Raw genomic sequence first — 19,748 nt, forward strand, 5'->3', positions numbered from 1 at the left:
CGATGACACAGCAAAGCCCCGAACCCCTGACCGATCCTGCGCTCGACCCGGCGCGCGCGCCGAGCCTTGCGGGGGTCGAACGCGCGGCGGCGAAAGTCGCTGCATTGCTGCCGCCGACCCCGCTGCTGCCGCTCGACATCGATGGGGTGACGGTCTGGTGCAAGGCCGAGTGCCTGCAGCCCGTCGGCGCGTTCAAGATCCGCGGCGCCTGGCATCGCCTGTCCGACCTGACCGCCGAACAGGCGGCGGCCGGAGTGGTCGGGGTATCGAGCGGCAACCACGCGCAGGGCGTCGCCTGGGCAGCGAAAAGGCTGGGGATCAGGGCGACGATTGTGATGCCGGGCAACGCGCCCGCGATGAAGCTTGCGGCGACGCGCGCGCTGGGGGCCGAGGTCGTGCTCTACGACCGCGTGACCGAATCGCGCGATGCCGTGGCGGCGAAGCTGCTCGCCGAGCGCGGCGGCACGCTGGTCCATGCCTATGGCGATCCGTGGATCATCGAGGGGCAGGGGACGGCGGGGCTCGAGGCGGAAGGACAGTTGAGGGCGCGCGGGTTCGCCGGGTTCGACAAGGTCGTCGCTTGCTGCGGCGGTGGCGGGCTGACCGCCGGGCTGGCGCTCGCGCTCCCCGATGCCGAGATCGTGGCGGTCGAGCCCGAGGGTTGGGACGATGTGACGCGTTCGCTGGCGGCGGGCGAGATCATGTCGGTCGAGGACATGGCCCATCCGACCGAATGCGACGCGCTCCAGACCCCCGAAACCTGGCCGATCAACTTCGCGGTGCTGCAGGCGCGCGGCGTGCGCGGCGCGGTGGTGACGCGCGAGGAAGTGCGCCATGCGATGCGCGTCGCATTCGAGAAACTGCACCTCGTCGTCGAGCCCGGCGGGGCGGCGGCGCTCGCGGCGCTGCTCGCGGGCAAGGTCGCGCCCGGTGCGGCGACGCTCGTCACCCTGTCGGGCGGCAATGTCGACCCGCAGAAATATGCGGAGATCCTGGCCGGATACTAATCGGCTCCGGCGCGTTGTGAAGGCGAAGGAGAGACGAAATGGACAAGCGTATGATCCTGTTCGGCGCGGCGGCGAGCCTGCTGCTCGCGGGCTGCGAAAAGGCCGAGGCGCCGGCCCCGGCGCCGACCGAAACCACCGAGGTCCCCGTCGAAACCATGCCGCCCGAGGCGGCACCCGATGCCGCCGACCCTGCGACCGCGCCGCACCGCTTTGCGAGCTGGGCGGGCAAATGGACCGGGGTCGAGGGCATGTATGTCACGATCACGCCGGGCGAACCGGGAAAATACAAGCTGGAGATGCAGTCGGACCTCGACACCCGGGGTAGCTACGACGGCAGCGACAGCGAGCATGGCATCCAGTTCAAGCGTGGCGGCGAGCAACTCAGCCTGCATCGCGGCAACGGCGACGACACCGGGCTCAAATATCTGGCGGGCAAGAAGGAATGCCTGATCGTCAGGGACGGCGAGGGGTATTGCCGCGACTGATCGCGGCCGATCGAGGGGAGGGGCGCAATATGGGCGATATCGTGCGGGCGTTCGCGGCCGACCGGGCGGCGATCGCCGAAACGCTGGCGCAGGCGTTCCAGACCGATCCGGCGCTGTCGTGGATATTGCCCGACGCCGATCACCGCGCCCGCGCGCTGCGCGGCCTGTTTCGAACCCTCGTGCCTGCCGATATGCGCGCGGGCGTGGCGCTGCGATCGGAGGAGGATGCCTCCGCCGCGCTGTGGCGCGCACCGGCTCGCGCACACAGCGGGACGTTCGAATTCCTGCGCACGGTGATCCCGCTCGTCGCGACTTTTGGTTCCGCCTTGCCGCGCGGGCTGAAGGTGCAGGCCGGGATCGACGCACATCGGCCGAAAGGGCGCTTCTGGTATCTTCACTATGTCGGGGTGCGCCCCGATCATCAGGGCAAGGGACATGGTGGACGGATCATCCGCGCGCAGACCGCGGTCGCCGACGCCGACGCGCTCCCCTGCTGGCTCGAAACCGCGACGCTCGAAAATGTCCCTCTTTACGAGCGGCTGGGGTTCGTCACGCAGGTCGAATGGGACGTGCCGGGCGGCGGCCCGCATTTCTGGGGAATGATGCGCCCGCATCGGACGAGCTAGACGAATTCCCTCAGCGCGAATCCGGCAGCGAGGCCGACGATGATGGCGAGGAGAGCCAGTCCCGCCACGCGTAGCCAAAAATATCTGCGCAGTCCCCGATCGACCTTGTCTTGCAAGAAGGCATTCACGATGACTTCGATGCTGGCCGACAGGATCTCACCCATGGGGCGAGCCAATCTTCAAGCTTCAAAACCGATGAACCGCACGGCCTCTTCAACACTCTTGCGGTTGGACACCACGGCGTTGGCCGGAAATTCCGCGTCGGGCCAGCCCATCGCGACACAGATCATGATCACCTGATCGTCGGGGATGCGCGCATGTTCGCGCACCACCGGCGACTGCATGATGCCCTGGCTGTTGATCACGCAGCCGAGCCCGCGCGACCAGGCGGCGTTGACCAGCGCATTTGTGACGGCGCCGCAGTCGAAGGGCGCGATATCGCTGCCCAGCAGCACGCGGTCATAGGTGATGACGATGCTGACCGGCGCGTCGAACTGGCGGAAACCGCGCAGCACCCAGTCCTGCCGCGCGTCCTTGTCATCGCGCGTGATCCCCATCGCGCCGAACAATTGCTTGGCAATCTCGATCTGGCGCGCGCGATGGTCGTCGGCGATGCCGTCGAAGCGGCGGAACTCGCGGCTGTCGGGCTTGCCCGCAAGGATGCCTTCGGTGTTGCCGCGGCGGATCGCGGCGAGCGGCTCTCCGGTCACGACCGAGAAGTTCCAGCACTGGTTGTTGAACGACGATGGCGCGCGCATCGCGACCGCGATCACCTCGGCGACCAGTTCCTTCGGCACCGGCTTGTCGAGGAAGCCGCGGATCGAACGGCGGCCCACGACGACGTCGTCAAATGTCTTCACGATCGTTCCCGCGAGGTGCCTGTTGAAGTTCGGTGAGCGCCAGCCATTCGGGGTCGTCGAACGCCTGGAAATCGAGCGGGAAGGGCTGCGTTCCGGCCAGAACCCTGTTGAGGTTGTCCATGAACTCCGCGGTATCGGGCGTATAGAAACGCCATTCGCGCATGCCGTTTTCGGTCAGGACGGCAACGCCGGAGGCCCAGTCTCTCTCGTGGTCCGCGGCATCGAGGACGATGTTCTCGAACTCGGCCATCCGGTCGAGTGTCTCGTCGTCGGGAAAGGTGCCGGCATTCTCGTCGGCATATTGCCAGCGAATGATGACCAGATTCGAAAATAGCGCGCGATCCGCGCTGGTCGGCACTCCGCTTCGATAACGCGCCAGAACGGGTCCGTTCGGACCCGTCCCCCTCGCCATCACCCAATCGTCCGTCGGGAAAATGCCGGTTTCGTTCACGCCGCCTTGCGCAGCTCGAGGCGGTCCCAGATCTCGACCAGCGCCTCGGTCAGCTCGCGCATCATCGCTTCGTCGTGCGCCGGGCCCGGCGTGAAGCGCAGGCGTTCGGTGCCGCGCGGCACGGTCGGGAAATTGATCGGCTGCACATAGACGCCATATTCGGCGAGCAATATGTCGCTGATCTTCTTTGCGCGTACCGGGTCGCCGACCATCAGCGGCACGATGTGCGTGGTCGAATCCATCACCGGCAGCCCCGCGTCGCGGAAGCTCTGCTTGAGGTAGGCGGCGGCGGCCTGCTGTGCATCGCGCTCGACGCTCGAAGCCTTGAGGTGACGCACCGCGGCGAGCACGCCCGCGACGAGCACCGGCGACAGGCTGGTCGTGAAGATGAAGCCCGGCGCATAGCTGCGGATCACGTCGATGACATTCTTGTCGGCGGCGATGTAGCCGCCCATCACGCCGAACGCCTTGCCCAGCGTGCCCTCGATGATCGTGATCCGGCTCGCGGCCTCGTCGCGATCGCTGATGCCGCCGCCGCGCGGACCGTACATGCCGACGGCATGGACTTCGTCGCAATAGGTCAGCGCGTTATATTTGTCGGCAAGGTCGCAGATCGCATGGATCGGCGCGATGTCGCCGTCCATCGAATAGACGCTTTCGAACGCGATCAGCTTGGCCGCGGAGGGATCGTCGGCGGCGAGCATTTCCTCGAGATGTTCAAGGTCGTTGTGGCGCCACACGCGCTTTTCGCATCCCGAATTGCGGATTCCCGCGATCATCGAGGCGTGGTTGAGTTCGTCCGAATAGATGATGCAGTTCGGCAGCAGCTTGCCGAGCGTGCCCAGCGTCGCCTCGTTCGAGATATAGCCCGAGGTGAAGAGCAGCGCGCCTTCCTTGCCGTGCAGGTCGGCAAGTTCATGCTCGAGGTCGATGTGATAGTGGGTGTTGCCGCCGATGTTGCGGGTGCCGCCCGACCCGGCGCCGACGTCGTGCAGCGCCTCTTCCATCGCTTCGACGACCTTGGGGTGCTGGCCCATCGCCAGATAGTCGTTCGAGCACCAGACGGTGATCGGCTTCGGTCCGTTGTGGCCGGCGAAGCAGCGCGCATTGGGGAAGGCGCCCTTGTTGCGAAGGATATCGATGAAGACGCGGTAGCGTCCTTCTTCGTGCAGCCGGTCAATCGCGCGTGCGAAAATATCGTTATAGTTCACGTCTCAGCCCCGCAGTCAGGTGCCAGTCCAGTGCCGCTCCCTCCAGCGGCTATTAACACGCGCGCCAATAGCGCCGATCAATGCCGAAGGCCAGTGCGAACGATTCGCATCTCGCGCGGGCGGCTTGTGATCACCAGCACGACATTGTCGAACGAATGCGGCTATTTGCTAAGGACGAAACGGGTCGCAAGGGAGTTTGAGTCGATGTCCATCATCCGGGTGCTGTTCCTGTCGGTCGCGGCGCTGGGCAGCGGGGCCGCTGCGTCGAAGCCCGAGCCCGCGCGCTTCGACGGGGCGTGGATGCAGTGCGAGACATGGCAGGGCGCGCGCGTCTGCGGATACAAGCGGCTCGTCCAGCGCGGCGACCGGGTGTGCGGCGTCCAGCAGGACTTCGCGACCAACCGCATGTATCGCCAGCGCTTCGTCGGCACGGCGCAGGGACGATCGATGATGATCGAGCGGATTTGCGGCGACCCGGGCTCGGAAACCGACACCTATTGCGCGGGTGAGGCGCCGCAGGGCGCCGAAAGGACAGGCTGGGGCGCTTCGGACCGGAGCCTGCACCTCTGCGGCGGGCGACTGTACGGCGCGGCCGGCGGTGCGGGAGTCGATTGCGCCACGGCGCCGGCCGCGGCGGGGCTGCCGCGGGTGCGGACGCTGGGCGACGAGGCGCTGGCGCCCGGGGAGGAGGCCTGGCTCCGGTCCTGCGCGGCCGGCGCCGAATGACCGCGCGTCAGATCGTTTCGATCCGGCCGATGCCATAGGGCGCGAGTACGCCAGGCGGCGGCGGCGGGCGATCGTTGCTGCGCGTGAAGACCGCGATGCCCGGCGCCGCCACCGCGGGCCAGGACTGGCCCTCGGTAAGATGCGCGATGCGCCGCGCGATCCCCGCCGCGCCGTCGATCAGCCGGATATCGGGGCCGACTTCGGCCTGCAGTTCGTCGGCAAGCAGCGGAAAGTGGGTACAGGCGAGGACGACGACGTCCACCGCGTCGCCGCCGGGCTGGTCGCGAAGTCCCGCGACCGCGCGTGCGATGACCGCCGGGTCGATCTTTTCGCCGCGCAGCTTCGCCTCGGCGCCGGTGACGAGGCCGGGACTGCCGTGCCGCAGCACCGTCTTGCCCGCCGCGAAGCGCGCGCCGAGGTCGTCGACATAGGGCTGGCGGACCGTCGCTTCGGTGCCGAGCACGCCGATGACGCCGCTCCGGGTGATTTCGGCGGCGGGCTTGATCGCGGGAACGGTGCCGACGATCGGCAGGTCGAGCGCGGCGCGGATGTGCGAGAGCGCGATCGTCGAGGCGGTGTTGCACGCGATCACCGCGAGGCGCGGCTGATAACGCTCGACGAGCCGCCCGAGCAGCGCGGGCACGCGCGCCGCCAGCTCGGCCTCGCTCTTCTGGCCATAGGGCAGGCCGGCATAATCCGCGGCGTAGACGATCGGCGCGGTCGGCAGCAGCGCGCGCGTCGGGCCGAGCACGGTGAGCCCGCCGAGGCCGGAGTCGAAGAAGAGGATCGGGGCGTCGGCGGCGGGAGCGTGCATCGGGCGGCACTAGCAGGCGGTGGCGGTTCCAGTCCATATTGACTGCAACAATCGCCGAATCCGTTGCTTGCGGCCTGCAATCCCGCCAAAAGGAGCGAAAGGGAGCAGGGAGTATCATGACCGTCTATCTGTTGATCGCCGCCGCTTATCTGCTCGGCTCGATCCCCTTCGGGGTCCTGCTGACGCGCGCCTTCGGTGCGGGCGACCTCAGGCAGATCGGGTCGGGGAATATCGGCGCCACCAACGTGCTGCGCACCGGGCGCAAGGGCCTCGCGGCGGCGACCCTGATCCTCGACGGGGCGAAGGGTGCCGTCGCGGTGCTGCTCGCGCGGCATTTCCTGCCCGGGCTGGGCGACGACGGCGCGATGATCGCGGGCGCCGCGGCGATGATCGGCCATTGCTACCCCGTCTGGCTGCAATTCAAAGGCGGCAAGGGCGTTGCGACGCTGCTCGGCCTGTCGCTCGCGCTCGCCTGGCCGATCGGGCTGGTTTTCGCGATCGTCTGGCTCGGCGCCGTGCTGCTGCTGCGCATCTCGTCGCTCGGCGGCATGCTGGGTGCGGTCGCGGCGCCGGTCGCGGCGCTCGCCCTGGGCCATCCGACCTATGCGATCGGGCTCGCCGGGCTGGCGGTGATCGTGCTGTGGCGTCACCGCGAGAATATCGCGCGGCTGCGCGCGGGAACCGAGCCGCGTGTCGGCGCCGGGAAAAGCGCCGAATGACCCACGCCGAGCGGCTCGCGCAGTTGCGGCTCATCCGCACCCCGCAGGTCGGCCCGGTCAGCTGGCACCAGCTGATGATGCGCTTCGGTTCGGGCGAGGCGGCGCTGGCGGCGCTGCCCGATCTGGCGGGGCGCGGCGGCGGCCGGCTGCGCATCGCGCCGGCCGACATCGCCGAGCGCGAGGTCGAGCGCGTCGCCGCACTCGGCGCGCGGCACATCTTCAGCGACGAGCGCGACTATTCGCCACTGCTGCGCGCGGTCGAAGCGGCGCCGCCGGTGGTGATCGTCCGCGGCGACACGGCGATGCTCGAGCGGCCCTGCGTCGCGATCGTCGGCGCGCGCAACGCGTCGGCCGCCGCGTGCCGCTTCGCGCGCCAGATGGCGGCCGAGCTCGCGGCGCGCGGCCTCACCGTGGTCAGCGGCCTCGCGCGCGGGGTCGATACGGCGGCGCATGTCGGCGCGCTCGGCGGCGCCACCGCGGGGGTGATCGCGAGCGGGATCGACATCGCCTTTCCGCCCGAAAATGCCGAATTGCAGGAAAGGCTCGCGACGACGCAGCTTGTCGTCGCTGAACAGCCGCCGGGCAGCGAGCCGCTGGCGCGCCACTTTCCGTCGCGCAACCGCATCATCGCCGGGCTGGCGTACGGCACTTTGGTGATCGAGGCGGCGCCACGGTCGGGGTCGCTGATCACCGCGCGCCGCGCCGGCGATTACGGGCGCGAGGTGATGGCGGTGCCGGGTTCGCCGCTCGACCCGCGCGCGCAGGGCTGCAACCTGCTGATCCGCGAAGGCGCGACGCTGGTCCAGACGGCCGACGACGTGATCGAGGCGCTCGGCCCGATCGATGCGCGCATGGTACGCGAGCCCGCGCATGATTTCGCGGCGCCGGCGGCAACCGCGGCGGAAGCGGGCGAGGGCGATCGCGGCCGCATCGCCGCGCTGCTCGGCCCGACCCCGGTCGCGGTCGACGAGCTGGTCCGCCAGTCGGGCTGCCCCGCCGCGACGGTGCAGCTGGTGCTGCTCGAGCTCGAGCTGGCGGGACGGATCGAGCGCCACGCCGGGGCCAGAATCTCGCGCCTATGACGGCGCGCATAGCCGCCAGCCCCCTTTGAATGCACGTTTCATCGCGGTTCAGCCACGGTTCAGCGGCGCGGGCCGAATTCGATGATATTGTATTACATCGCCGGGGAGCTTGACGATGCGCAGCCGATTTCTGAACGGAACGACGATGATCGCGGTGCTGGCGACCGGGCTGGTGCCCGCGCCGCTGACCACCGCGGCGGCGCGTTCCCCGCTTCCGCCGCAGGGCTATTGCCGCAATGCCGACCCGTTGCCGCGCCTCGACCCCGAACAGGCGCAGCAGCAGCGCGAGTCTCGCGGGCGTGGCGGTGCCAGCTACGCCGAGGAGGCCACGGCCGAAATGTCGATGGCGCCGCCGCCGCCGCCGCCGGCTCCGCCGCCGCCGCCTGCGCCGATCTATGCGCCGGACAGCGCGGTCGATGCGGTCGTCGTCACCGGTGCGCGCGCCGACGGATCGGCGAAGAGGGCGGCGAGCGAAAGCGCCGCGCCGCCGCCCGCCGAGGCGGCACCGGGATCGTCGGCCGATTACCGCGTCGCGCCGGGCGTCGTGCCGCCGCGTCCCTGGCCGCGCCCCCAGCCGCAGCCGCAATCGGGCATCCTCACCGCGGGCGAGCATGACGACCTGCTCAACCCCGAACTCTACGCCGCCTATGTCAACCGCTCGGACCTGGGGCAGGATATCCGCGCCCTGCCGCGCGTCGACACGATGCGCGTCGTCACGGTGAAGGTGAACGATCGCAACGGCCAGCCGGTGCCTTTCGCCGATGTGACGCTGACGTGCAGCGACGGCAACAGCATCACCATGGCGACGCAGGCTGACGGCAGCGTCGCCTTCTTCCCCGGGCTTGACCGGTTGAGCGAGCACATCACCGTTTCGGCGAGCAAGGCCGGACGCAGCATCGCCGCGGCGCGGCCGGTCATCGTCGCCGACGCGCCGGGGGGGCAGGTCGTCGGCCTGACCGCAAACCAGATGGCGAGCCGGGCCAGCAAGCTCGACCTGATGCTCGTCGTCGACACCACCGGCAGCATGGGCGACGAGATTCGCTATCTTCAGGCCGAACTGCGATTGATCATCGCGGCGATTACCGCGAAACATCGCGATCTCGACATCCGCGTCGGCTTTGTTTTCTACCGCGACGTCGGCGACGACTATGTCACGCGGACGGTCCCTTTCGACCGCGACATCGGGCGGGTACAGGGCGTGCTGGCGCAGCAATATGCATCCGGCGGCGGCGACTATCCCGAGGCGATGGATCAGGCGCTGATCCGTGCGGTGGGGCAGGAATGGCGCCCCGACGCGGTGAAATCGATGCTGCTCGTCGCCGACGCCCCGCCGCACAACGAACTGTTCGGACGCACGTGGAAGGCGGCCGAGGCCGCGCGCGCCAAGCGCATCCACATCACCCCGGTCGCGGCGTCGGGCGTAGCCGACGAGGCCGAATATGCGATGCGCGCGATGGCGGCGGCGACCCAGTCGCGCTACCTGTTCCTCACCGACGACAGCGGGGTTGGCAATCCGCACGCGCCGCCGGCGATCGACTGTTACCTCGTCACGCGGCTCGACGCGCTCGTCCGCCGCGTGGTCGACAGCCAGATCAGCGGCCGCCGCATCGAACCCGAGGATCGCGAAGTGATCCGCAGCGTCGGCAACTACGACGCCGGGAAATGCATCCTGCCCGCCGACTTCCGCTGGCAGAGTTAATCGGGCGTTGACTCCCCCCTGCATCCGATGGATGCAGGGGACATGGGTCGCTTCGGGGAAACTCCCGGCGCCCGCCTGTCTTTCGGCCGCGCCAGGGGTCGGAGGAACGTCCATGAAAAAATTGCTGTCGGCCATCGCCATCCTGGCGATGCTGATCCAGCCCGTCCATGCCATCGCCAGGGACAAGGAGCCGGTGAAGATCGCCGGCCCGGCGAATGCGAAGGGCGTCGCGACCGTTACGGTCGGCGCGTTCAACGTCGGCTTCATCTTCGAATCGATCGACCGGACCGCGGCGAGCGGCGGGTTGATGGGCGCGTTCGGGGGTACGACCAAGGCGAAGAGCGAACTCGTCGGCGTGACGCCCGAGATGATGCAGGCGGTCACCGACGCCGCCTATGCCGACTTCGTCGCACAGCTGACCGCGAGCGGCTACAGCGTCCAGGCGCCGGCCGATCTTTTCGGTCACGCCGCGCTTGCCAAGACCAAATCGCAGGAGGTGCCGCTCGACATCAACCTCGCGCTCGAAAAGGGGAGCAAGGGCAAGGCGACTTATTTCAAACCGTCGACGCTGCCGTCGCTGCTGATGATCCCGGGCGATTTCACGGGGTCGGGGATGAGCAGCATGGGGATCAACATGGCCGCCGGACAGGCAAGCATGGCGCTGACCAACTATGCCAGGGCGGCGAATGTCGGGGTGATCGACGTCGTCTATCTGATCGACTTCTCGCAGCAGAAACGCCCCGGCGCGTTCAGCTTCGGCGGGCTGCAGGTCAACAGCGCGCTGTCGGTCAGCGCCGACTATTCGCGCATCACGCTGATCGCGCCGAGCGGCAAGCAGTCGGTGATCACGGTCAAGGCGCCGGTCGCGGTCGAGGGCGAGTTCGTCGAAAAGAGCGACGCGTCGAGCGGCACCGACAAGGCGCTGCAATCGGGCGCCAATGTCGCGGGCGGCGTCGCGGCGGTGATGGGTTTCGGCGGGCTGCGCTTTGGCAAGACGCGCAAATTCGCCTTCACCGCGAAGCCCGGCAATTATGAGCAGGGCGCGGCGAAGGCCGCGAATCTCGCGAGCACGATGCTGATCGGGCGGCTGGCGCCGCTGCGCTGAGGCGCGCGGCGGATCATGCCCCTCGTCCCGGGCCTGTCGAAGGATGCGTCTCGGCATCGTCGGGCTTCGACAGGTGCGGGCTGCGGTCCGGTCGGGTCGGTGACTCCGAAACCGCTTGACGGGGGGAGTGGACGCCCGCCACCCTCGCGCGTACGTACGAGTAGAGTTTCGGGGAATCTGTTTTTCATGCAATTGGTTATTGTGGAATCGCCCGCCAAGGCGAAGACGATCGAGAAGTATCTCGGCCGCGATTTCAAGGTGTTGGCCAGCTATGGCCATGTCCGCGACCTGCCGCCCAAGGACGGGTCGGTCGATCCCGACGACGGCTTTGCGATGCAGTGGCAGCTGTACCCCGACAAGGCGAAGCGGCTGAAGGAAATCCAGGATGCCGCCAAGGGCGCCGACCGTCTGATCCTCGCGACCGACCCTGATCGCGAGGGCGAGGCGATCAGCTGGCACGTGCAGGAATTGTTGCGCGCGAAAAAGGCGCTGCCGGCCTCGGTCGACCGCGTCACCTTCAACGCGATCACCAAACAGGCGGTCACCGACGCGATGGCGCATCCGCGCGAGCTCGATACCGACCTGATCGACGCCTATCGCGCGCGCCGCGCGCTCGACTATCTGGTCGGCTTCACTTTGTCGCCGGTGCTGTGGCGCAAGCTGCCCGGCGCCAAGTCGGCGGGGCGCGTCCAGTCGGTGTCGCTGCGCCTGATCGTCGAGCGCGAGCGCGAGATCGAGGCGTTCGTCGCCCAGCAATATTGGTCGATCACCGGCCTGTTCGAAATGTCGGGCACGCCGTTCAGGGCGCGCCTCGCGCGCTGGCGCGGCGACAAGATCGAGCGGCTGTCGATCACCAGCGAAGCCGACGCCCGCGCCGCCGAGGCTGATGTGAAGGCGGGGCATTTCACCGTCGAACAGGTCGAGACCAAACCGCTGACGCGCAACCCGCCGCCGCCGTTCACGACCTCGACGCTGCAACAGGAGGCCGCGCGCAAACTGGGCTTCTCGGCGAGCCACACGATGCGCATCGCGCAGAGCCTCTACGAGGACGGCGCGATCACCTACATGCGTACCGACGGCGTCCAGATGGACGGCAGCGCGATCAGCGCCGCGCGCAAGGCGATCGCGACGCGCTACGACGGCGGCTATGTCCCCGACCAGCCGCGCCAGTACCAGACCAAGGCGAAGAATGCGCAGGAAGCGCACGAGGCGATCCGTCCGACCGATTTTTCGAAGGACAAGGCGGGCAGCGGCGACCATGGCCGGCTGTACGAACTGATCTGGAAACGCGCGCTGGCAAGCCAGATGGCGTCGGCGCGGCTCGAACGCACCAGCATCGACCTCAGCGACGGCACCGGCAAGACTATGCTGCGCGCGACCGGGCAGGTGGTCAAATTCCCCGGCTTCCTCGCCCTCTATGACGAAAGCCGCGACGAGGCGGGCGACGACGACGATGCGCGCCTGCTGCCCGCGATGGCAAAGGGTGACGCTCCTGCGAAGACGGGGTTCGAGGTCGAAAGCCACGAAACCCAGCCGCCGCCCCGCTATTCGGAGGCGAGCCTTGTCAAGAAGATGGAGGAACTCGGCATCGGGCGTCCGTCGACCTACGCCTCGATCCTCCAGGTGCTCAAGGACCGCGCCTATGTGACGGTCGAAAAGAACCGCTTCATTCCCGAAGAGAGCGGGCGCCTGCTCACGGCATTCCTCGAACGCTTCTTCACCCGCTACGTCGAATATGATTTCACCGCGGGGCTCGAAGAGGAACTCGACGACGTGTCGGGCGGCCGCGCGCAGTGGCAGGCGGTGCTCGAACGCTTCTGGCGCGACTTCAAGCCGCGCACCGGCGAGGTGATGGACCAGAAGCCGTCGGAGATCACCGCGGCGCTCGACGAATTCCTCGGCCCCTATCTCTTCCCCGACAAGGGCGACGGGACCGATCCGCGCCTCTGCCCCAATTGCGGCACCGGGCGGCTCGCGCTGCGCGGCGGCAAGTTCGGGCCGTTCATCGCGTGCAGCAACTATCCCGACTGCAAGTTCACGCGCAAATTCGCGCAGCCGGGCGGCAATGGCGAGGCCGACACCGGCCCCGAAACGCTGGGCACCGATCCCGAAAGCGGGCTGGAAGTGACCAGGCGCAGCGGGCGCTTCGGCCCCTATATCCAGCTCGGCGAGGGCAAGGAGGCCAAGCGTTCGTCGATCCCCAAGGACATTCCGGGCGAGGATTTCGACCTCGATTATGCGCTGCGGCTCTTGAGCCTGCCGCGCGAGGTCGGGGTGCATCCCGAAAGCGGCAAACCGATCATGGCAGGGCTGGGACGCTACGGCCCCTACCTGCTCCACGACGGCAAATATGCCAAGCTGACGGGCACCGCCGAGATCTTCGACATCGGCATGAACGCCGCGGTCGTCCGCATCGCCGAAGCCGCGGCGGGCGGCGGACGCGGGCGGGCCAAGGTCGAGCCGCTCAAGACGTTCGGCGCGCATCCGACGAGCGGCGGCGACATGAAGCTGATGGCGGGGCGTTTCGGCCCCTATGTCACCGATGGCACCACCAACGCCACCTTGCCCAAGTCGATCGAACCCGACGCGCTGACCGAAGAGGAAGCGATCGCGCTGATCGACGCGCGCGCTGCCAAGGGCCCCGCAAAGGGCAAGAAGAAGGCGGCGCCCAAGAAGGCGGCGGCGAAGAAGGCGCCCGCCAAAAAGGCCCCGGCAAAGAAAAAGGCGCCCGCGAAGAAAAAGGCGGCGACGGACGAAGCGCCGGCCGCAGACGAATAATCCGCGCCGGCAGGATTTTCGTCGCGGTCCGATCATGTTAGCATCGGTGCATCGGGAGGTGTTTCGATGCGCCGCGTGCTTGCCGTCTTCTATGCCCTGACCCTCCTGCTGCCGGCGGCAGCGATCGCGCAGCCGCCCGGAACGCTGATATCGGCCGACCCGATACCCGACGCGCCCGCGGGCGCGCAGGCGTGGCGCATCCGCTATTGGACGACCGATCAGGACGGGCAGGTGCACGAGGTCACCGGTCTGGTCGCCGCCCCGCGCGAGGCGGCGCCGGCGCGCCCGCGCCGCGTCATCGCCTGGGCGCACGGAACGACGGGCGTCGCCGAAAAATGCGCGCCGTCGGCCTATCCCGAAAGCTTCGAAGCCACCCCCGCGCTCGATAGCATGATCGCCGCGGGCTATGTCGTCGTGGCGCCCGACTATCCCGGGCTCGGGTCGCCGACGCCGCACCCCTATCTCGTCGGGCGCGACACGGCGCATTCGGTGCTCGACGCCGTGCGCGCGGCGCGCGCCATACCGGGTGCGGCGGCGGGCGGGCAGTTTGCGGTGTGGGGCGAATCGCAGGGCGGCCATGCGGCGTTGTGGACCGCGGCGACGGCGCGATCCTATGCGCCCGACCTGGTGCTCGCCGGAACGGCCGCGGCGGCGGCGCCGACCGATCTGGCCGCGAACATGCGCGAGGGAAGCGACCCCAACGCCCGCGCCTTTCTGCTCGCGCTGACGCTGCACAGCTGGTCGCAGCGCTTCGGCTATTCGCTCGACGGCTTCACCAATGCCGCGACGCAGGGCGTCATCCACCGGCTGGCGGAGAATAATTGCCTCGAACTCGGCAAAAATCCGAGGCTCGGGACGATTCTCGGCATTCTCTCGGTGCGGCAGGCGGTCAAGAAGCGCGACGTGACGCGGATCGAGCCCTTTGCCGCGACGATGCACGCCAACAGCGTCGATCCGGCGAGCGTGGCCGGCCCGCTGCTGATCGCGCAGGGCAGCAAGGATACGATCGTTGCGCCGGCCGTGACGCGGGGTTTCGCCAGAGCGGTCTGCAAGCGACGGATACCGGTGCGCTGGATCGAAATTCCGGGGGGCAGCCATATCGACGGCGCGCGCGGCGACCGGGCGGGCGAGACGCTGGCGTGGATCACCGCGCGCTTCGACGGAAAGACGCCGCCCGACGACTGCCGGCGGATCTGACCGCACTGCGCCGGTTTGGCGCAATTCGCCTTCATTTTCCGTTACGGTAACGGCGCGGTGCGTGATAGCTTCCTGGTCTGACAAGGACTGTGGGAGAGCGGATATGCGTCGCGTCAAATTCCTTCACACGTCACTCGCCGCACTGGCGCTGCTGGCCACCGCCGCGCCGCTGCCGGTGCTGGCACAGGATAGCGCCGGGCAGGACGACGAGGATGCCGACTACAGCAGCATCGTCGTCACCGGCGCACGCATTCGGCAGGGCGGCGCGCAGGATATCCAGCATTTCCGGGCGACCGCGCTCAGCGCGTCAACGCTGCCGCGCCCCGAATCGCTGACCGTCGAGGGACTGCTCGGCGAGCATGATCTGACATTGCCCGCCGGCGATGCCTGCGCGCAGCTTTTTTGCCTGAACGTCCAGACCATGGCGGCCAACCTGCCGACCCGGCCCGACGACCTGTTGTTCGTCGGCATGGCCTTCGACAGCAATATCGACGCCGCCAACTGGAAGCGCGAACCGCTCAGCATCATGGCCGTGGTCGATCGATCGGGATCGATGACCGGGGCGCCGATCGCCAATGTGAAGGCGGCGCTGCACCAGATGGTCGACGAACTCGCGCCGCGGGACCGGCTCGGCATCGTCATCTACGGGACCAATTCCAACGTGCACCTTGCGCCGGTGACGGTGCAGGGGAACCGCGAGGCGATGCACGCCGCGATCGACGGGATCGCCATCGACGGCTCGACCTCGATGGAGGCCGGACTGACGCTCGGCTTTCAGGCGGCCTTTGCCGAGGCCGAACAGTTCGGCGGCAAGGTGCGCATGATGCTGTTCACCGATGAACAGCCCAACACCGGCCGTACCGACGCCGGCAGCTTCATGGCGATGGCCGAGGATGCGTCGAAGCGCGGGGTCGGGCTGACGACGATCGGCGTCGGGGTGCAATATAATGGCGCGCTCGCGACCAAGGTTTCCAGCGTGCGCGGCGGCAATCTCTTTTTCATCGCGGGTCCCGACAAGGGCGCCGAACTGATGAAGAGCGAGTTCCGCAACATGGTGAGCGAGGTCGCGCACGATCTCGTCATGACATTGGTTCCGCACGCGGGCTATCGGATCAGCGGCGTTTTCGGGGTGCCCGACGGCCTGATGAGCGAGGGCAAGGACGGGGCGATTGCGATCACCGTGCCGACCGCCTTCCTCTCGTCGAACGGCGGCGGCATCTATGCGTCGCTCGGCAAGGCGGAGGCGCGTGCGCATCTGCCCGCCACGCCGCTGTCCGACGGCGCACCGCTGATGGACGTGTCGCTGAGCTATGTCAGCGCGCTCGACGGCAGCAGGCATGGCGACCGGTTGAGCATCGGGACGCCGACAACAGCCCCGGCGGCGAACCTTCGTCTCGCGCAGGTGCTTGTCGATCAGTATCTAGTACTCGATGCCGCAACCCGCGCCTTTCATCGCGACGGCAATCCCAAACAGGCCTTTGCGTTGCTCGACGGGCTGAACACGCGGCTCGCGGGGGTCGACTATGCCGATCTCAAGGCCGAACGCGAACTGGTCGACACGATGCGCGGCAAGGCGGCGCTGTATGCGGGTTATGGCGGCGAGGTGCCGAAGGATATGCAGCCGATGCGCGTGCTCGGCAAATGGCGGGTCGTCGCGCTGGGCGGGGTCGACGACCTGTCGCGTGGCGACGTCGTCGAATTCACCGACGACGAATCCTTCATCACCTATTTCCAGCGGCCACTGCGCGGCGAGGATGAAATGTATCAGGATTTCCGGATCAACGAGCGCGAGATCTATATCCCCGACGGCGACCTGCGCGTACGGTACCGGATCGACGGCGACCGGATGCGAATGACGTCGGATGACGGCAAGGTCCGGATCGTGCTGGAGCGCGAGACGGTCAGCTGAACGGAGCGGGGGTGTGCCGCTGCTCAGTTCGTGGCACGCCTCAGCGCACGGGTAGCGGCAGCGATGGGTCTTTTGCGTTCCACCAATATTTTCCCAGCCGCGGCGGTCGGTCCTGAAAACGTCCTGCCTGCTTGGCTTGATCGAAGACCATGTCGAGATATTTGCTGTCTTCGACGGGAAAGAAGTCTGCAACGCGCCATCCCGCGTTGCGGGTATCTGTCGCTTCGACAGGCATCAGGATCATTCGCGCAAATGCCACTCCGGCTGGTGGAAGACGGCGAGAACCGCATCCCCCGCCGCGCTTCCCGCGCGGTGGCAGCAGTTCATAATCGCGTTCGGAGCGACTGATCACAAATTCCCGCTGATGAGGATCGCCAACAAATATTTTTTCGGCATGAATGATTTCGGGCTTCTTGTTCTCCGTATCGATGGACTGGACGAATGAGCCGCTGATTATGACGCCTTTGGCGGCGATCTCTCCGACCATTTCTTCTAGTGGAGGCCCCATCGGCGAACATGCCTGTACCGGCGCCGAAAAGCTCGACATCAACAGCATAGACAACAGGGCTGCCGCTCGTTTCACTGGCTGAACTCCCGATCCGTTGCGTTGCCGCACGCTAGGAAATTCATCCAGGCAAGAATATGACCTGAATCACAGGGGCAACCTCAATCGACCCAGTCGAGCCCCATGTCGCGATAGACGCTGCGGTCCTCGTCCCAGTTTTCCTTCACCTTGACGTGGAGGAAAAGGTGGACCTTGCGCCCCATCAACTCGGCCAGTTCGGCGCGGGCCCGGGCACCGATTTCCTTGATGCGGGCGCCGCCCTTGCCCAGCACGATCGCGCGCTGGTTGTCGCGCGCGACATAGATTTGCTGGTGGATCTCGGCGCTGCCGTCGGGGCGCGTCTTGAACAACTCGGTCTCGACCGTCGACTGGTAGGGCAGTTCCTCGTGGAGCTGGCGATAGAGCTGTTCGCGCGTGATCTCGGCGGCGAGCATGCGTTCGGGCGCGTCGCTGACCTCGTCCTCGGGGAAATGCCAGGGCCCCTCGGGCATCAGCGTGGCCAGATGCGCCTTGAGCTCGGCGACGCCGTCGCCGCTGTTCGCCGCGATGAAGAAGGTCTCGTCGAAGGCGAGCCTTGCGTTGAGCTCGGTCGCGATCGTGAGCAGCTTGTCCTTCTTGGTCAGGTCGACCTTGTTGAGGATCAGATATTTCTTCTCGGGCCGGTTCGCGACACCCTCGATCACGCGCTCGACGCGGCCGGTCAGCTTGGCGGCCGCGTCGACCATGACGAGGATCGCCTCGGCCTCTTCGAGACTGCCCCACGCGGCGGCGACCATCGCGCGGTCGAGCCGGCGCGTCGGCGCAAAGATACCCGGCGTGTCGATCAGTACGATCTGGGCATCGCCCTCCATTGCAACGCCCATCAGCCGGGTGCGCGTCGTCTGCGCCTTGGGGCTGACGATCGCGACCTTCTGGCCGACGAGCGCGTTGACGAGGGTCGACTTGCCCGCATTGGGGGCGCCGACGACGGCCACGAAACCGCAGCGCTGGGTCATTTTTTCTCTTCCTGGGTCAATATGTCGAGGAGCGCGGTCGCGGCGGCCTTTTCGGCTGCCTGTTTCGACGCGCCTTCGCCTTCCGCCTCGGCGAGCTTGCCGACGGTGACACCCACCCGAAAGCGCGGCGCATGGTCGGGGCCCTCGCGCCGGATCAGGCGATATTCGGGGGGCTTGCGCCCCTTGGCGGCCGCCCATTCCTGGAGTGCCGCCTTGGGATGCTTGGGCGCGGCGACCTGCCCGTCGATCATCTCGCCCCATTCCTTGACGATGAAGGCGCGCGCCGCTGCTTCGCCGCAGTCGAGCCACAGCGCGCCGATCAGGGCTTCGAGCACGTCGGCGGCGATATTGTCGCTGTAGCGTCCGCCGTCGCCGATCGCCTGGGTTCCGAAGCGGACCAGCGCGTTGAGGTCGAGGCGCTGCGCGATGCGCGCGCAGGTCTCGCCCGAAGCAAGCGCGTGCAGCCGCGACGACAGGTCGCCTTCATGCGCCTTGGGAAAGCGGCGGAAAAGCTCCGACGCGATCACCAGCCCCAATACGCGGTCGCCGAGGAATTCGAGCCGCTGATAATCGCCCGCACCGCTGCTGCCGTGAGTCAGCGCCTCGTGATAGAGCGCCAGGTCGCGCGGGTCGGTGCCGGTGATGGCTGCGATCGTCTGAGCGGACGGGCGTTCGCTCAAAAGCCTTCCCCGATGCGTTCCCAGCGCGCGGCGGTGAACCAGCTGATCGGGTTGATCCAGCTCGCCGAACCATCGGTCGAGAACATGCCGACGAGGGCATGGCCGACGAGATTTTCCTGCGGGACGCCGCCGCCGAGGCCGCCTTCTTCCATCGGAACGCGGCTGTCGGCGCTGCGGTCGCGATTGTCGCCCATCAGGAAGATCTGGCCTTCGGGCACGACATAGGGCGTCGTGTTGTCGACGGGCAGGTCGATGATGTCGAGCACGGCATAGCTTTTCCCGCTGGGCAGCGTTTCGCGGAACTGCTTGTAGCGGCACTGGCGCTGGCCGTTGGCGCCGATTTCCTCGAACGCCATCGAGAAACAGGCATGCGTGCCCTGCGCGCGGGCGACTTCCTCCATGTTCGGGGTCACCGGAATGACGAAATCGGGCATGGGCTCGCGCTTGAGCGGCTTGCCGTTGAGCCAGACGATGCCGTCGATGACCTGCACCGTATCGCCGGGTAGTCCGATGACGCGCTTGATCCAGTCATCCTTGTTCTGCGGCGGGGCCTTGAAGACGACGACGTCGCCGCGCTCGGGCGTGCGCGCAAAGATGCGGCCGGGGATCAGCGGTACGCCGAAGGGCAGGCTGTGCTTCGTATAGCCATAGGCCATCTTGTTGACGAGCAGGTAGTCGCCGATCAGCAGGCGCGGCTGCATCGATTCCGAAGGGATGTTGAACGGCGACAGAAAGAAGCTGCGAAAGACCAGTACCGCGACCGCGAGCCAGGCGAGAAAGCGTACCGTGTCGATCGCCTCTTCCTTCGCGCTCATCTGCGCGGGTTCGGGGCTCGGCTT

At 67.5% G+C, this 19,748-nt stretch carries 20 protein-coding genes; 11 read left to right on the plus strand and 9 right to left on the minus strand.

What is annotated here, in order from left to right; genetic code table 11:
• The first annotated feature begins 2 nt into the window (after positions 1-2).
• From EAO27_RS05735 to EAO27_RS05745, 3 genes are read left to right on the plus strand one after another with little or no spacing between them, the layout of a single operon-like run.
• The gene (locus EAO27_RS05735; protein ID WP_242778032.1) at positions 3-1,007 is read left to right on the plus strand and encodes a pyridoxal-phosphate dependent enzyme; all 1,005 of its coding nucleotides are present in this window, start codon (positions 3-5) and stop codon (positions 1,005-1,007) included.
• 38 nt (positions 1,008-1,045) lie between these two features.
• On the plus strand, positions 1,046-1,492 hold the full coding sequence (locus EAO27_RS05740) for a hypothetical protein (RefSeq protein ID WP_242778035.1): 447 nt from the start codon (positions 1,046-1,048) through the stop codon (positions 1,490-1,492).
• A 29-nt stretch (positions 1,493-1,521) separates the two neighbouring features.
• A complete protein-coding gene (locus EAO27_RS05745; protein ID WP_242778038.1) occupies positions 1,522-2,118 on the plus strand; it encodes a GNAT family N-acetyltransferase in 597 nt (198 codons plus the stop codon).
• Here the strand turns inward: EAO27_RS05745 and EAO27_RS05750 are convergent.
• From EAO27_RS05750 to hemA, 4 genes are read right to left on the minus strand one after another with little or no spacing between them, the layout of a single operon-like run.
• Entirely contained in the window at positions 2,115-2,282 is a 168-nt protein-coding gene (locus tag EAO27_RS05750; protein WP_242778041.1) for a hypothetical protein, read from the minus strand. The genes EAO27_RS05745 and EAO27_RS05750 overlap by 4 nt on opposite strands.
• Positions 2,283-2,297: 15 nt before the next feature.
• Entirely contained in the window at positions 2,298-2,978 is a 681-nt protein-coding gene (locus EAO27_RS05755; RefSeq protein ID WP_242778044.1) for a nitroreductase family protein, read from the minus strand.
• On the minus strand, positions 2,965-3,429 hold the full coding sequence (locus tag EAO27_RS05760) for a DUF695 domain-containing protein (RefSeq protein WP_242778047.1): 465 nt from the start codon (positions 3,427-3,429) through the stop codon (positions 2,965-2,967). Before EAO27_RS05760 ends, EAO27_RS05755 begins: the two co-directional genes overlap by 14 nt.
• Positions 3,426-4,640: a 5-aminolevulinate synthase gene (gene hemA / locus EAO27_RS05765; protein ID WP_242778051.1), complete on the minus strand. Its 1,215-nt coding sequence runs from the start codon at positions 4,638-4,640 to the stop codon at positions 3,426-3,428. The genes EAO27_RS05760 and hemA overlap by 4 nt, the downstream gene beginning before the upstream one ends.
• A 204-nt stretch (positions 4,641-4,844) precedes the next feature.
• On the opposite strand from hemA, the gene EAO27_RS05770 reads away from it, so the two are divergent.
• Positions 4,845-5,366: a hypothetical protein gene (locus EAO27_RS05770; protein WP_242778054.1), complete on the plus strand. Its 522-nt coding sequence runs from the start codon at positions 4,845-4,847 to the stop codon at positions 5,364-5,366.
• Between the two features lie 7 nt (positions 5,367-5,373).
• Here the strand turns inward: EAO27_RS05770 and murI are convergent, their stop codons facing one another.
• Positions 5,374-6,180: a glutamate racemase gene (gene murI, locus EAO27_RS05775; RefSeq protein ID WP_242778057.1), complete on the minus strand. Its 807-nt coding sequence runs from the start codon at positions 6,178-6,180 to the stop codon at positions 5,374-5,376.
• A 116-nt stretch (positions 6,181-6,296) separates the two neighbouring features.
• Here murI and plsY point away from each other — a divergent pair, with 116 nt between their 5' ends.
• The 7 genes from plsY (at position 6,297) to EAO27_RS05810 (ending at position 16,669) form a co-directional block, all read left to right on the plus strand.
• Positions 6,297-6,899 carry a glycerol-3-phosphate 1-O-acyltransferase PlsY gene (gene plsY / locus EAO27_RS05780; protein WP_242778060.1) on the plus strand — a complete coding sequence of 201 codons (603 nt, stop codon included), beginning with the start codon at positions 6,297-6,299 and terminating at the stop codon, positions 6,897-6,899.
• Positions 6,896-7,981, plus strand: coding sequence for a DNA-processing protein DprA (dprA, locus tag EAO27_RS05785; RefSeq protein WP_242778063.1), 1,086 nt, complete (start codon positions 6,896-6,898; stop codon positions 7,979-7,981). Before plsY ends, dprA begins: the two co-directional genes overlap by 4 nt.
• Before the next feature lie 115 nt (positions 7,982-8,096).
• Positions 8,097-9,680, plus strand: a complete 1,584-nt coding sequence (locus EAO27_RS05790) for a vWA domain-containing protein (protein WP_242778065.1) — start codon at positions 8,097-8,099, stop codon at positions 9,678-9,680.
• A 112-nt stretch (positions 9,681-9,792) separates the two neighbouring features.
• Positions 9,793-10,785: a hypothetical protein gene (locus tag EAO27_RS05795; protein ID WP_242778068.1), complete on the plus strand. Its 993-nt coding sequence runs from the start codon at positions 9,793-9,795 to the stop codon at positions 10,783-10,785.
• A 186-nt stretch (positions 10,786-10,971) separates the two neighbouring features.
• Entirely contained in the window at positions 10,972-13,563 is a 2,592-nt protein-coding gene (gene topA, locus EAO27_RS05800; protein WP_242778071.1) for a type I DNA topoisomerase, read from the plus strand.
• Between the two features lie 66 nt (positions 13,564-13,629).
• Positions 13,630-14,760: an alpha/beta fold hydrolase gene (locus EAO27_RS05805; RefSeq protein ID WP_242778073.1), complete on the plus strand. Its 1,131-nt coding sequence runs from the start codon at positions 13,630-13,632 to the stop codon at positions 14,758-14,760.
• A gap of 103 nt (positions 14,761-14,863) precedes the next feature.
• On the plus strand, positions 14,864-16,669 hold the full coding sequence (locus tag EAO27_RS05810) for a VWA domain-containing protein (RefSeq protein ID WP_242778076.1): 1,806 nt from the start codon (positions 14,864-14,866) through the stop codon (positions 16,667-16,669).
• A gap of 40 nt (positions 16,670-16,709) precedes the next feature.
• Here EAO27_RS05810 and EAO27_RS05815 read toward each other — a convergent pair whose 3' ends face one another.
• From EAO27_RS05815 to lepB, 4 genes are all read right to left on the minus strand, one after another.
• A complete protein-coding gene (locus tag EAO27_RS05815) occupies positions 16,710-17,252 on the minus strand; it encodes a hypothetical protein (RefSeq protein WP_242778080.1) in 543 nt (180 codons plus the stop codon).
• Positions 17,253-17,335: 83 nt separating this feature from the next.
• On the minus strand, positions 17,336-18,229 hold the full coding sequence (gene era, locus EAO27_RS05820) for a GTPase Era (RefSeq protein ID WP_242778083.1): 894 nt from the start codon (positions 18,227-18,229) through the stop codon (positions 17,336-17,338).
• A complete protein-coding gene (gene rnc / locus EAO27_RS05825; RefSeq protein ID WP_242778085.1) occupies positions 18,226-18,909 on the minus strand; it encodes a ribonuclease III in 684 nt (227 codons plus the stop codon). Before rnc ends, era begins: the two co-directional genes overlap by 4 nt.
• Positions 18,906-19,724: a signal peptidase I gene (gene lepB, locus EAO27_RS05830; RefSeq protein WP_242780458.1), complete on the minus strand. Its 819-nt coding sequence runs from the start codon at positions 19,722-19,724 to the stop codon at positions 18,906-18,908. The genes rnc and lepB overlap by 4 nt, the downstream gene beginning before the upstream one ends.
• Between the last annotated feature and the right edge of the window lie 24 nt (positions 19,725-19,748).

The organism is Sphingopyxis sp. YF1 (assembly GCF_022701295.1).
Taxonomy (GTDB): domain Bacteria; phylum Pseudomonadota; class Alphaproteobacteria; order Sphingomonadales; family Sphingomonadaceae; genus Sphingopyxis.

Coding starts and splice junctions, on each gene's coding strand:
- EAO27_RS05735 (WP_242778032.1), top strand. CDS start 3: ATGACACAGCAAAGCCCCGAACCCCTGACCGATCCTGCGCTCGACCCG.
- EAO27_RS05740 (WP_242778035.1), top strand. CDS start 1,046: ATGGACAAGCGTATGATCCTGTTCGGCGCGGCGGCGAGCCTGCTGCTC.
- EAO27_RS05745 (WP_242778038.1), top strand. CDS start 1,522: ATGGGCGATATCGTGCGGGCGTTCGCGGCCGACCGGGCGGCGATCGCC.
- EAO27_RS05750 (WP_242778041.1), bottom strand. CDS start 2,282: ATGGGTGAGATCCTGTCGGCCAGCATCGAAGTCATCGTGAATGCCTTC.
- EAO27_RS05770 (WP_242778054.1), top strand. CDS start 4,845: ATGTCCATCATCCGGGTGCTGTTCCTGTCGGTCGCGGCGCTGGGCAGC.
- murI (WP_242778057.1), bottom strand. CDS start 6,180: ATGCACGCTCCCGCCGCCGACGCCCCGATCCTCTTCTTCGACTCCGGC.
- plsY (WP_242778060.1), top strand. CDS start 6,297: ATGACCGTCTATCTGTTGATCGCCGCCGCTTATCTGCTCGGCTCGATC.
- dprA (WP_242778063.1), top strand. CDS start 6,896: ATGACCCACGCCGAGCGGCTCGCGCAGTTGCGGCTCATCCGCACCCCG.
- EAO27_RS05790 (WP_242778065.1), top strand. CDS start 8,097: ATGCGCAGCCGATTTCTGAACGGAACGACGATGATCGCGGTGCTGGCG.
- EAO27_RS05795 (WP_242778068.1), top strand. CDS start 9,793: ATGAAAAAATTGCTGTCGGCCATCGCCATCCTGGCGATGCTGATCCAG.
- topA (WP_242778071.1), top strand. CDS start 10,972: ATGCAATTGGTTATTGTGGAATCGCCCGCCAAGGCGAAGACGATCGAG.
- EAO27_RS05805 (WP_242778073.1), top strand. CDS start 13,630: ATGCGCCGCGTGCTTGCCGTCTTCTATGCCCTGACCCTCCTGCTGCCG.
- EAO27_RS05810 (WP_242778076.1), top strand. CDS start 14,864: ATGCGTCGCGTCAAATTCCTTCACACGTCACTCGCCGCACTGGCGCTG.
- era (WP_242778083.1), bottom strand. CDS start 18,229: ATGACCCAGCGCTGCGGTTTCGTGGCCGTCGTCGGCGCCCCCAATGCG.
- lepB (WP_242780458.1), bottom strand. CDS start 19,724: ATGAGCGCGAAGGAAGAGGCGATCGACACGGTACGCTTTCTCGCCTGG.